Genomic DNA, 12,378 nt, shown 5'->3' on the forward strand with positions numbered 1-12,378 from the left:
GGTAATCTTTCGGTTTGGGGTGGAGAAATCCTGACGTATTTTCTTAAGGTGCGTCTTACACGGCAGTTGGATATTTCCTAGGCAACGCTGGGAATTGTCTCGACTGTTGTGCCTTGAAACAAAGGATGTGTTTCCTCTACCGTTTCAAGTCACGACCATCGATACCGGGACCCCCACTGCCCATGCTGCCGGCCCGCCTGCGTACTTTCTTCTTCCCTGCCTGCCTGGTGGCGCTCACTGCCCTGGTCACTGCATTCAAGCTGCAGGATGCGCTTGGGCTCTTGCCGTGCCTACTGTGCCTGACGCAACGGGTGCTGCTGGCAGGGTATGTCCTGGTGTGTCTAAGCGCGGTGCTGCATGGGCCGACACTTGAAGGCCAACGCCGCTATGCCCAGCTAGCGCTTGGCTTTGCTCTGGGTGGCGCTGCAGTAGCCGCAAGGCATGTCTGGTTGCAGGGGGTTGTTGTCGATGATCTGGTGTGCCCCGTCGCCATCGACCACAACGCCGGGCAGTACTGGAACGAGCTTGCCCGGCAACTGTTTTCCGGGGCCCCTGATTGCAATGCCCTGACCTGGAGCTTCATCGACTTGACGCTACCCGAATGGAGCCTGATGGCCTTTGTGCTCCTGGCTGCGTTGGCGCTTGGCCATCTACTTGCAAGTCGCCTGCATGCCTTGGTCACCCATGACCTCGAGCAACGCTGAACCGCCGCACGACCGGTGGTGCTAAGGCGGTTTATTAAACACTTGTACGAAGTTATTACCCTGCGTACCTTGAAGGGCAGCTTGCGTGGGAATAATCTCCGAGCACGCATACCGAAAATCCAAGGTTTGATGCTGTCCTGCTGATTTAGTCTCGTGCCATAGAAGCGCTACGCGAGGAGCAGCGGCATCAGCCCACAGGGGAAGAGATCGCCATGCTCGATAGTTGTCAGAATGCACAGGAACGCTGGGGCGGGGTCAACACGCTGATCGACCGTTGGCTGAGCGAGCGCGAGCAACTGGTTCATGCCTATCGTTCTTTGCGCGATGCCAAGCCTGCCTTTGCAGACAAGGACACCAACGGCGACTTCTGTGCGCTGCTGGTGGATTACGTCTCGGCGTGGCATTTCGAAATCTGTGAACAACTGGTCAGCGAGGCCAAGGCATTCGGAGACACCCGAGCCCTTGACCTTGCAGGCGAGATCAGCCCACGCATCGATGACATTACCCAGATTGCACTGGCGTTCAACGATCACTGCGTCAAGGCTCAATGCAGGGACACCGAGCGCTTCGCCGAGAAGCTCGGCAAGCTTGGCAGCTTGTTGCATGAGCGCTTCGAGCTTGAAGACTGTCTGATTGAAGTGCTGCACAACGCGCATAAGGAAGAAGGGCTGGCGCCCGTCTGAGGGTCATTCAGTCCTTGGTTTGCAGCAATTGGATTTCAAAAACCAGCGGCGTGTAGGGTGCGATCAAATCACCCGCGCCGTCGGCGCCATAGGCCAGTGCAGACGGAATCACCAGTCGCCATTTTGCCCCCACCCGCATCTGCGGCAGCGCCACCCGCCAGCCCTCGATAACCGAGGCGAGGCTGAACCACTGCGGTTCACGGCTTTGGTCGAACACGTCCCCGCTGGGCAACCGCCCCACGTAATTCACCAGTACTTTGGCTCCTGCCTTGGGCTGCGGGCCATTGCCTGCTTGTAGCTCGCTGTACAGCACGCCTTGCATCAGCTCACGCACACCAGCACGCGCCCGCTCATTGGCCATGAAACGTACCTCTGCGGCTTCAGGCGCCTGGGGCACAGCGTCTTGCTGCTGCGGTTGGTGCTGTTCGAGCAGCGCCTGCATGCGGGCCTGGCTCAACTTCAAGGGCTGTTGCTGGTACGACTGGCGCAAGCCTTCGATAAGCGTATCGAGCGGTAGCCCTGGCATTTCGTGTCGCAGCCGTTCACCCAGGCTGGCGCCCAGGCTGTAGGCGAGGTCCTGATCATCGGTGTTGGCCACGGCCAACATCGGCAGTAGGCAAAAACCTAGAACAATGGATCGAAGCATGACCAATTCCTACGGCGGTGGGTGGTGAAGTATGTCAGTGTTCAGGGCGGTACGGGCTCGGCCCGTGCCGGGCACATGATGCATTCAGCAACGGCAGTTAGCGCCAGCGATGAGTTGTTGATTGCAGTGTTTGCGATGCGCAATGTGCTCAGAGGTTGATATCCAACAGTGTATGGATATTGCGGTCAAGATGCCCTAGCGGCCTGCGCAGCGGAAGCATAGTATGAGTCGCACTCTCATCAGTCAGGAGGTAAGTCATGTCGGCCAAGAAAAAGCCAGTCAGCACGCCGTTACACCTGCTTCAGCAACTTTCGGGTAGCTTGCTTGAACATTTGGAAGAGGCCTGCTCGCAAGCGCTGGCTGATGCAGAGAAGCTGTTGGCCAAGTTGGAAAAGCAGCGCGGCAAGGCCCAGGAAAAACTGCATAACGGTCGCTTGAAGTTGCAGGACGCAGCAACGGCGGGCAAAACCAAGTCGCAAAACAAGGCCAAGAAGTCAGTTGCCGAGCTCGAAGCGCTGCTCGACTCGCTCAAAGACCGTCAGACCCAGACTCGCGGCTACATCCAGCAGCTAAAGCGCGATGCTCAGGACAGCCTGAAACTGGCCCAGGGTGTTGGCAAGGTGCGTGAAGCTGCCACCAAGGCCCTCGACCAACGTGCAGCCCAGGCTGCCGCCCCAGCCGCTACCAAGCCTGCTGCCAAGACCACAGCCGCCAAATCGTCCACCCAGGCCACCGGCAAGGCCAAACCAGCCGCGCGAACCGCAGCGACCAAGCCTGCGGCCAAGGCCGCCGACGCTAAAACCGTGGCAGCCAAACCTGCTGCAAGATCGGCCTCGAAGCCTACCGCGGCCAAGGCTGCCGCGAAGCCGGCCGCGACCAAGTCCCCTGCCAAAGCAACGGCGGCCAAGTCTTCCGTGACCGAATCTTCTGCAGCCCGTCCCCAGGCGGCCAAGTCTGCATCAGGCGCTGCGGGTGCAAAAGCCACAAGCAAGCCCGCACCTGCCAAACCCTCCACCCGTGGCACCGCTACCAGAACGGCGACTCGCACTGCCAGCAGCCGCTCCGCGAGTGCCAAGCCGGCAACAACTGCGCAAGATAAAGCCCCACCGTCCGGCAACTCGGTGAGCCCTGCCACACCAGTATCCGATGTAAGTGCTGCTCAGTCGTCGTCCACCGACGCCTGATGCGCAAGTGCCGCCGCGCGCAATTGTTCAAGCGCGCGGTGATCTTGCAGCTGGCTCGGCGCAAGCCCAGCCAGCCAGTCGCCCGTTTGTCCAGGTCTGCCAGCGGGCCACTGTGATGCACAGGCTTGCAAGCGCTCCAACAGCGCTCTTTCGGCCGAAAGCTCCAGCTTTTTGAGTTGCTCTCGAAGTTCAGCCAACGGTTGATCGTCTTTGGCTGATTCTCGCCATTGTTCGCGCAGGCTTCGCAAGGGCGATACCACATCCCGTTGCCAGGGCCCTGCACAGCCCTGCAATGCCTCGATGCGCTGTTGCTGCACCTCGATTGACCTGGCCTGCAGCCAGGTGGCGCACAGTAGCAGGCACACATCGCCCCCTTGCCGTTGCAGGTCGAGGCAAGCCGCTTCCACACCGGGCCTGGCGTACAGGCTCAGGGCGTGATCCCACAAGTCGCTTTGCATGGTTCCACTCGCGCTATGGGCCGAGGAAGCTGGTAGACTCCGCGACCATCATGATCAGACTATCCAACCTCACTTTACAGCGTGGTCCTCAGCGCTTGCTAGATGGCGCCGAGATGACCCTGCACACCGGTCACAAGGCCGGCCTCATCGGTGCCAACGGTGCCGGCAAATCCAGCTTGTTCGCCTTGCTGCGCGGTGAGTTGTCGCCCGATGGCGGTGATTGCCACCTGCCGGCAGACTGGCGGATCGCACACATGCGCCAGGAGGTCGATACCCTCGACCGGGTGGCCGTGGACTATGTGCTCGACGGCGATGTGCGATTGCGCAGGGTGCAGGCTGCGTTGGCAGAGGCCGAACAGGCCCATGACGGTACGGCACTGGCCCGGCTGCACAGTGAGTTGGACAGTGCTGACGGTTATACCGCCGATGCGCGAGCGCGCAAGCTGCTGGCGGGGCTGGGCTTTACCAACGAGCAGATGGACCGCCGCGTCGGCGACTTCTCCGGTGGATGGCGGATGCGCCTGAACCTGGCCCAGGCATTGATGTGCCCCTCCGACCTGTTATTGCTCGACGAACCGACCAACCACTTGGACCTGGACGCCATCCTCTGGCTGGAAGACTGGCTCAAGGGTTACCCGGGCACGCTGTTGTTGATCTCCCACGACAGGGATTTCCTCGATGCCGTGGTCGATCACGTGCTGCATGTCGAACAACGCAAGCTGAACCTGTACAAGGGCGGCTACAGTGCCTTCGAGCGCACCCGTGCCGAGCGCCTGGCCCAACAGCAGCAGGCCTACGAGAAGCAGCAGGCGCAGCGCGCGCACATGGAAAAATACATTGCGCGCTTCAAGGCCCAGGCCACCAAGGCGCGTCAGGCACAGAGCCGCATAAAGGCCCTGGAGCGCATGGAGGAGCTGTCGGCCGCTCACGTGGATTCGCCGTTCGATTTCGTGTTCCGCGAGTCGCAGAAAATCTCCAGCCCCTTGTTGAGCTTGTCCGAAGGGCGACTGGGTTACGGCGACAAGGCCATCCTTGAGAAGGTCAAGCTGCAGCTGGTGCCAGGTGCACGCATCGGCCTGCTAGGCCCCAACGGCGCAGGCAAGTCCACCTTGATCAAGAACCTTGCCGGTGAACTCGAGCCGCTGTCCGGGCGCCTGGTGCGGGGTGAAAACCTCGCCGTCGGCTATTTTGCCCAGCACCAGCTCGACTCGTTGGACGACAAGGCCAGCCCCTTGCTGCACCTGCAGCGCATTGCCCCAACCGAGCGCGAGCAGACACTGCGCGATTTCCTCGGTGGTTTCGATTTTCATGGCGATCGCGTAGACGAGCCGGTCGTGAACTTCTCAGGTGGCGAAAAAGCACGGCTTGCGCTGTCGCTCATCGCCTGGGAGCGGCCGAACCTGCTGCTGCTCGACGAACCCACCAACCACCTGGACCTGGAAATGCGCCTGGCCCTGACCATGGCCTTGCAGGAATTCGCAGGGGCAGTGGTAGTGGTGTCCCACGACCGGCACCTGCTCAAAAGCACCACCGATGACTTCTTGCTGGTCGCCGATGGCAAGGTCGAACCCTTCGACGGGGACCTCGATGACTATAGCCGCTGGCTCGTGGACTATCGTCAGCGCAACGCGCCGGTCAGTAGCGCGATAACCAATCCCGACAAGACCGACAAGAAGGCCATGCGCCAAGCTGCGGCAGCATTGCGCCAACAATTGGCGCCGCACAAGAAGACCGCTGACAAGCTTGAAGCTGAACTCAACCAGGTGCATGCACAGTTGGCCGAGATCGAGACTGCGTTGGGTGATGGTGGTCTCTACGAAGCTGCGCGCAAGGAAGAGCTGCGTGAATTGCTGGCCCGGCAAACTGCGCTCAAGCAGCGTGAAGGTGACCTTGAAGACGCTTGGATGCAGGCATTGGAAACGCTTGAAGCCATGCAGGCGGAACTCGAAGCGCTCATCTGACGCGCGCTCTGCGAGCTTTGCTACCGGCCCCTCGGAAGCAGAGCTGCAGAATCGTTCAAATTGCGCTGGTCATTTTTTCATCGGCACCTTAGCTTAATGTTTTGAAACATGTGCATGAGCGAGGTGTGGGATGTCGATGGAAGTGTGGTTGGGCTTTTTTGCCGCCTGCTGGGTAATCAGTCTGTCTCCCGGCGCGGGCGCTATCGCCTCGATGTCCAGCGGGCTGCAATACGGGTTCTGGCGCGGTTACTGGAATGCGCTGGGCTTGCAGATCGGCCTGGTGATGCAGATCGCAATCATTGCTGCAGGCGTCGGGGCCATCCTGGCTGCCTCGGCCACCGCCTTCCATGTGATCAAATGGTTCGGCGTCGCCTACCTGGTGTACCTGGCCTATAAGCAATGGCGCGCCCTGCCCATGGACATGAGCGATGAATCCGGTATACGACCCATCGGCAAACCGCTGAGCCTGGTGTTCCGGGGTTTTCTGGTGAACGTCAGCAACCCCAAGGCCCTGGTGTTCATGTTGGCGGTGCTGCCGCAGTTCATCAATCCCCATGCGCCTTTGCTGCCACAGTACATCGCCATCGCCGCGACCATGGTTGCCGTCGACATGCTGGTGATGGCGGGCTATACAGGGCTTGCAGCTCGCGTGCTGAGGGTGCTGCGCACACCCAGGCAGCAAAAACGTCTCAACCGCACCTTTGCCGGGCTGTTCATCGGTGCGGCCACGTTCCTGGCCACCTTGCGCCGCGCGCCGCTGTAAATCCAGGGCAGGGGTGGCTGCGCCTTTTGGCTCACAGCCATCTGCTCAGGGTATTACTGGGATTTATCGAGTCTTCTGCGTTAGCGCGCTGTCTATTCCCCAGGCACGATGATCGCGATCATCCTGCCTGGGGCGCTGATGCCCACCCTTGAGCGCAAGCTCTCAAACAGGACTGGCGCTTACACCAAGGCGCATGCCGGCACTGCGGAGGAATCATGGACAAACCGACTCATCACTTTTCCGAATTGTTCAAGCAGCTTGGACTGGACGACGACCCGGTCGAGATCGAGCGCTTCATCACCACCCATTCGCCGCTCGACGAAGACGTGAAGCTGGTCGATGCACCGTTCTGGAGTGAAGGCCAGCGTGCTTTTCTCAAGGAAAGCTACACTGCCGATGCCGACTGGATTCCCATGATCGACCAGTTGAACGAAGCACTTCATCCGGCCAAGAAATAAGTTACCCGCAGCGAAAGAGTAAGTGGCCGTGAGTCGCCCCAGTCAATGCGCCGTTACCGCCGTTCAAGCGGCATAGGGTGTGGACCGTTCTGGATTCGGCTGACGGCCAGCCTTAACTGTGGCGCGTGCGGGCAAACGCGTTTCCAAGGGTTTTACTCACCGCGGATGTACTGCTCGAGCTGCAAGATCAACCCTGCCTGCTCCGCAATGGTCTCCTTGACCAGGTCGCCAATCGACAACAGCCCCAACAGCTCACCGTTGCTCACCACCGGTAGATGGCGCAAATGCCGGTTGGTCATCAGGTTCATGCAGTATTCAAGGTTGTGCTTCGGTTCCACGGTGACCACCGGTGCGCTCATGATATCGCGCACCGGCGTGGCGGCCGACGAGCGTCCCTTGAGCACCAGCTTGCGCGCATAATCGCGTTCACTGACGATACCTACCACCTCGTTGCCTTCAACGACAGGCAATGCGCCGATGTTCATCTCGGCCAACAGTCTGAGGGCGTCGAGCACTGAGTCGTCCGGGCCGATGGTATACACGGTCTGGTGTTCGGACTTGCTCTTGAGGATTTGTTCGACGTTTTTCATGGCGGCCTCTGCGGGTGGAGGGAAACACTGGCGATGGTCATGCAAGCATCGACCACCCGGCGCCGTCCGGCAATGCAGGAAACGGCATCGAGGTGATTGAAAAACGTCATGAGCATGCAGTGAGCGTTTGCCTCAACCCTCTCGGGTAATCAGCTGTCGGTGACAGTCCTCCGGGCTCAACTGCCGGCCTGTACGGGATCGAACGATGATCGTCTCGATGGGTTCATCCGTCGCGTTATCCAGCATGATCGAATGGCACTCGCCTGAACCGTACAGGAAACGCTCTCCCCACTGGCGCATGCTGATGACAATGGGGAAGGCGGCCCGCCCCATCTCGGTCAGCACATACTCCTTGTAAGCGCTCCCATCCGAAGCAGGCCGGACCTCGAACACGCCCAATTCGACCATTGCCTTGAGCTTTACGGTGAGGATGTTCTTGGCGACACCCAGTCGCTTCTGAAAATCACTGAACCGCCGTACGTCGTCGAACGCTTCGCGGATGATCATCAGTACCCATCGGTCCCCAATCGCTTCAAGGGTGCGCGCTACTGGGCATTCACTGCGCGCTAGCTGTTCCTGTTTGGCCATGTTTGTCCGTAAGCAGATGGTGAAAAGCGCTAACCATATGAGAAAACGTTCGTGGTCACTCGTTGCATTTTAAAACCTGTTTTGTTAAAAAATCGCTACAAGTGGTTTCTTTTTAAAACTAGGTTCAAGGATGGAGTGCATGTCGTACAGGCTGGGCAGCCCGAACAAGCGTGCGGCGATAGCCGAAGCGTCTGGCAACCGCTACGGCACGGCGCGCTGCGACATACCGCGTAGTACCACACTCAGCCCTTTCCAAACCTTCCTCTTTGCCATCACCTGCGCAATGGCCGTGGCAAATGTCTACTTCGCCCAACCGCTGCTCGAGTCCATGGCCAGCAGCCTGGCGGTGCCTGCCAGCACCATCGGCATCGTCGTCACGGCCACCCAGGCAGGTTATGCGGCCGGTTTGCTGTTCATCGTGCCGCTGGGCGACTTGGTCAACCGGAAAAAACTCATCCTTTGCCAAATGCTCCTCAGCGCCTTGGCCCTCTGTGCCGTAGGGCTGGCGCAGGCCTGGGCCGTGCTGCTGGGTGCCATGGTTCTGGTGGGATTGATGGCCGTGCTGGTGCAAGTGGTGGTGGCCTACGCTGCGGCACTGGCAAGCCCCGAGCAACGTGGCCAAGCCGTGGGGACTGTGACCAGCGGCGTGGTCCTGGGGATTCTGCTTGCACGTTTCGTGTCTGGCGCGATGGCCGATCTGGCCGGGTGGCGCAGCGTGTATTTCGTGTCGGCAGCGCTGATGGCGGGGATGGCCTTGGTGTTGTGGCGCATGCTGCCCGCGCCTCCACGGGCTTTGGTCAGCGGCGGCTACTTTGCCTTGCTCCGTTCGGTGCTGCAGCTGTTTCTCAGCGAACGTACCCTGCGCGTGCGCGGGGTGTTCGCGTTGCTCATCTTCGCAGCCTTCAGCGTGCTCTGGACCTCCATGGTCCTGCCGCTCACTGAGCCAGACCTTGCGCTTTCGCATACCCAAATCGGGCTATTTGGCCTTGCCGGCGTAGCAGGGGCCCTTGCCGCGGCGAGGGCCGGACGACTGGCAGACCGTGGCCTGGGCAATCGCACCACAGGCATTGCGCTGGTCTTGTTGACCCTGTCCTGGCTCCCGACGGCGTTCGTCCACAGCTCGCTGCTGGCAATGGTGCTGGGCGTGGTGATGCTCGACTTTGCGGTGCAGGCCGTGCACGTCACCAACCAAAGCCTGATCTTCGCCGCACGACCAGACGCACAAAGCAGGCTCGTTGGCGCGTACATGTGCTTCTACTCGCTAGGCAGCGGGCTCGGCGCCATCGCGGCGACCTATACCTACGCCCAGGCGGGTTGGGTAGCCGTTTGCATAGTGGGCGCATCAATCAGTGCCGCCGCCTTGATCTACTGGCTGTGGTTGATGTTCGAAACGCGCTGACGCAGGAGGGGCGCGGTCTAGTGGCGTCGAAACGTTGGTCTACGGCCGGTTTGAATATGCATTACCCCCGGGCGAAGGCGTACGAATTGAAAGGTGCCAAATTTCCAAGGCCCATACCTAAGGTGACCCGATAATGAAACCCTTGCATGGAGTGCTGGCTGTACTGGTGACATTGATATGGGGTATCAATTTTTCGGTGATCAAGCTGGGCTTGGCAACGATTGACCCGCTCATTCTTGCCGGCTTGCGTTTCGGGCTATGCGCGTTGCCCGCTATCTTCTTTGTCCGTAAACCCGACGTACCCCGGCGCTTCATCATCTTGTATGGCTTGGTTTTCGGGGTCGGGCTTTGGGGTATGGTGAACCTCGGCATTCAAGCCGGGTTGTCAGCGGGTATCGCTTCGCTGGTATTACAGTTCAGCGCTTTTTTTACACTGCTGCTAGGTGGCGTGGTTTTCAAGGAAGCACTGACCCGTTTTCAAGTGCTCGGTATGCTGATCGCCAGCACAGGCTTGCTGTGCATCATAAAGATCAGCGGTGGATTGGTGAGCTGGCCTGGTCTGGCGTTCGTGCTGGCCGGTGCTGCCTGTTGGAGTATCGCCAATACCATCGTCAAGAAGGCCCAAACCAACGACGTGTTCGGATTTCTGGTGTGGTCCAGCGCGGTCGCGCCGGTTCCGTTGTTCATACTCGATTATGCAATGCATGGCGGCGCAGGCTATGGCGCGCTATTGCGCCAGATGAACAGCACTGCTGTCTTTTCGCTTCTGTTTCAGGTCTATCCCAATACATTGTTCGCGTATTGGATCTGGAACTCTTTGCTCAAGACTTATCCCCTGTCTACGATTGCACCGCTGTCGCTGCTGGTGCCGATCTTCGGCCTGGTTGGGTCGGTTCTGGTGTTCGGTGAACGCTTGACGGCAGGCATAGCATTGGCTGCAACGTTGATCATGCTCGGTCTGGTTGTAGGGCTTTATGGTCGCCGGCTCGTCACCGCCTTGTTCGCACGCGCTCGCGCTGCATGACGATCCCAACGCGAAGGTCGGTCGTCATGCACAAGCGGGCAGAGCCCAGGCTCAAGAAGGCAGATGCCTCAGAGCTTCGGCATTTGCCCGATCCGCGCGACCATTTCGCTGACCACCTGCAAGTCCAGCATGAACTGGTCCACGGTCTTGAACTCGTTGTCGTTATGCCCGGTGTACTTCACACCGGGCATGGCCAAACCAAACTGCACGCCGTTGGGCAGGTCATGCACCGAGGTGGCCCCGGCGGACGTACCGAACGTGTGCTCCATGCCCAGGTTTTCGCTGGCCACGGCCAGCAGTGCCTTGACCCACTCGCCCTCAGGGTTGCGGTACATCGGCTCATCCAGGCTGTAGTCATAGGCTGGGGTGATATGGCTTTGCTGCGACCATTGGCCGAGCTTGTCAGCGATTTCATCCTTGATCGTTGCGACCGCCTTGCCCTTGGGAATGCGCAGGTTTATCGCCAGCTTCAAGCCTTTGTCATCCACACCGACGAAGGTTGGCGAGGCGGTAAGCGGCCCCATGAACGCATCGTCATAGGCGATGCCCAGCTTCTTGCCCAGGTAGTCCAGGCCCCAGTTGTCCGCCGCATAGCGGGCAGCATCGGTGAACTGGTTCTGCTTCAATGGCACCGTTTTGCCCACGCCATTGATGAAATCCAGCATGCGCGCGACAGGGTTCACGCCCGATTCGGGTTCTGAGGAATGAGCTGACACACCGGTCACGGTGAGTACCACCTGCTTGCCGTCGGGTTTGGCAACGATGCTGAAGTCGCCACCGTTTTGCTTCACGTACTCGGCACCCGCCGTGTTCAGTCGCTGCGCCAGGGCGCTGGAGTCGTCGGTGAGCAAGGTCGCTACCGAGGTGGACGGGATTTGATTGGTAGCAAGCCCACCGGTGAGGTTGACGATTTCGGCCCCCTGGCCGCTCGCCGTACGCTTGGCAAAATTCGCCATCACGGTGCCGTAGCCTTTTTCCGCGATGACCACCGGGTATCCGCCATCCAGGGCGAGGTTGTAGTCAGGCGTGGGATTGCGCTCGAAGTAGTACGGGATGGCATCGCCGCTGGTTTCTTCGGTGGTGTCGATCAGCAGTTTGAATTGCCGCGCCAGGGGCAGGTTTTCATCCTTGGCGACCTTCAGGGCATACAGCGCTACGACGATGCCATTCTTGTCGTCCTCGGTACCACGGCCGTACATGCGATCACCGACCAGGGTGACCTTGAACGGGTCCAGGCGCGTGCCGTCGGCAAGCTTCCAGTTTTCCGGTGTGACAGGAACCACGTCGGCATGGGCATGGATACCGACCACTTCCTTGCCGCTTCCCAAGGAGATTTCGTAGACGCGGTTGTCGACGTTGCGAAAAGTCAGCCCAAACCCGTCGGCCAGTGCCTTGATCTTGTCGGCGATTTTCAGGAACTCGGGGTTTTCATGCTGAGGTGTGCCCTCGACGGTGACCGTGGGAATGGCCACCAGTTCGCGCAGGGTCTGGGTGGCAGCCTTGCCGTACTTGATGCGGGTGTAGAGCCCGAGCAGGCGATTGATCTCGTTCTGCTGCTCGGCGTCCAACGGCTTGCCGGCCAGGTAGGTGTCCAGGGTGGCGCCCAGGCCATCGGCCTGGCTCAGGTCGCTGCCTTTGAGCTTGCCGAGAAACTGCTTGAAGTCATGCGGATCGCTGCCGTCGAACGCCTTGACGATCGCCGCAGACTGCTGCTGGGTGAGGTTGGCCTGGGCAGGCAATGTGAACAAGCCGATGCTGGCCGCCAGCAGGGAAACAGAGGTGAGCTTTTTCAGGTGCATGAGTGTACGCATTCCTTCGCCAGTCATTGATGAGGCCCCGTCGTGCGGGAAGGCCCTCACGCTAACACCAATGACCTGTGGTACGGCAGTACCAGGCGTGTGACATGGCGCACAAACGAAA

Annotated in this window: 13 protein-coding genes; 8 read left to right on the top strand and 5 right to left on the bottom strand. The window is 59.8% G+C overall.

Annotated features, from left to right (window positions below):
• Positions 1-182 precede the first annotated feature (182 nt).
• The gene (locus tag FS767_RS13065) at positions 183-704 is read left to right on the top strand and encodes a disulfide bond formation protein B (protein WP_144966067.1); all 522 of its coding nucleotides are present in this window, start codon (positions 183-185) and stop codon (positions 702-704) included.
• 212 nt (positions 705-916) lie between these two features.
• Complete coding sequence (rsd, locus tag FS767_RS13070) at positions 917-1,387, top strand: sigma D regulator (RefSeq protein WP_144966069.1); 471 nt, start codon at positions 917-919, stop codon at positions 1,385-1,387.
• Between the two features lie 7 nt (positions 1,388-1,394).
• Here rsd and FS767_RS13075 read toward each other — a convergent pair whose 3' ends face one another.
• Positions 1,395-2,033, bottom strand: a complete 639-nt coding sequence (locus tag FS767_RS13075) for an FKBP-type peptidyl-prolyl cis-trans isomerase (RefSeq protein WP_144966071.1) — start codon at positions 2,031-2,033, stop codon at positions 1,395-1,397.
• 257 nt (positions 2,034-2,290) lie between these two features.
• On the opposite strand from FS767_RS13075, the gene FS767_RS13080 reads away from it, so the two are divergent.
• Positions 2,291-3,217, top strand: coding sequence for an AlgP family protein (locus FS767_RS13080; RefSeq protein WP_144966073.1), 927 nt, complete (start codon positions 2,291-2,293; stop codon positions 3,215-3,217).
• Here FS767_RS13080 and FS767_RS13085 read toward each other — a convergent pair.
• Positions 3,193-3,675 (bottom strand): TIGR02444 family protein, encoded by a 483-nt coding sequence (locus tag FS767_RS13085; RefSeq protein WP_144966075.1) that lies wholly within the window; start codon positions 3,673-3,675, stop codon positions 3,193-3,195. The two genes, FS767_RS13080 and FS767_RS13085, sit on opposite strands and share 25 nt — an antisense overlap.
• 50 nt (positions 3,676-3,725) lie before the next feature.
• Between FS767_RS13085 and abc-f the strand changes: the two genes are divergently transcribed.
• From abc-f to FS767_RS13100, 3 genes are all read left to right on the top strand, one after another.
• On the top strand, positions 3,726-5,636 hold the full coding sequence (gene abc-f, locus FS767_RS13090) for a ribosomal protection-like ABC-F family protein (protein ID WP_144966077.1): 1,911 nt from the start codon (positions 3,726-3,728) through the stop codon (positions 5,634-5,636).
• Between the two features lie 130 nt (positions 5,637-5,766).
• Positions 5,767-6,399 (top strand): LysE family transporter, encoded by a 633-nt coding sequence (locus FS767_RS13095; RefSeq protein WP_058604691.1) that lies wholly within the window; start codon positions 5,767-5,769, stop codon positions 6,397-6,399.
• Positions 6,400-6,614: 215 nt separating this feature from the next.
• Entirely contained in the window at positions 6,615-6,857 is a 243-nt protein-coding gene (locus tag FS767_RS13100; RefSeq protein ID WP_144966079.1) for a DUF2789 domain-containing protein, read from the top strand.
• A gap of 152 nt (positions 6,858-7,009) precedes the next feature.
• On the opposite strand, the gene FS767_RS13105 is transcribed toward FS767_RS13100, so the two are convergent.
• Positions 7,010-7,447, bottom strand: a complete 438-nt coding sequence (locus FS767_RS13105; RefSeq protein WP_023535729.1) for a CBS domain-containing protein — start codon at positions 7,445-7,447, stop codon at positions 7,010-7,012.
• 132 nt (positions 7,448-7,579) lie between these two features.
• Positions 7,580-8,035: a helix-turn-helix domain-containing protein gene (locus FS767_RS13110; RefSeq protein WP_144966081.1), complete on the bottom strand. Its 456-nt coding sequence runs from the start codon at positions 8,033-8,035 to the stop codon at positions 7,580-7,582.
• 283 nt (positions 8,036-8,318) lie between these two features.
• Between FS767_RS13110 and FS767_RS13115 the strand changes: the two genes are divergently transcribed.
• Together FS767_RS13115 and FS767_RS13120 are read left to right on the top strand one after the other, a co-directional pair.
• Positions 8,319-9,434 carry an MFS transporter gene (locus FS767_RS13115; protein ID WP_371921591.1) on the top strand — a complete coding sequence of 372 codons (1,116 nt, stop codon included), beginning with the start codon at positions 8,319-8,321 and terminating at the stop codon, positions 9,432-9,434.
• A 133-nt stretch (positions 9,435-9,567) separates the two neighbouring features.
• On the top strand, positions 9,568-10,458 hold the full coding sequence (locus FS767_RS13120) for an EamA family transporter (RefSeq protein ID WP_144966085.1): 891 nt from the start codon (positions 9,568-9,570) through the stop codon (positions 10,456-10,458).
• A 68-nt stretch (positions 10,459-10,526) separates the two neighbouring features.
• Here the strand turns inward: FS767_RS13120 and FS767_RS13125 are convergent, their stop codons facing one another.
• Positions 10,527-12,257 (bottom strand): dipeptidase, encoded by a 1,731-nt coding sequence (locus tag FS767_RS13125; protein WP_144966176.1) that lies wholly within the window; start codon positions 12,255-12,257, stop codon positions 10,527-10,529.
• Positions 12,258-12,378 lie beyond the last annotated feature (121 nt).

This window comes from Pseudomonas sp. DE0010 (assembly GCF_007680745.1).
Classification (GTDB): Bacteria; Pseudomonadota; Gammaproteobacteria; order Pseudomonadales; family Pseudomonadaceae; genus Aquipseudomonas; species Aquipseudomonas parafulva_B.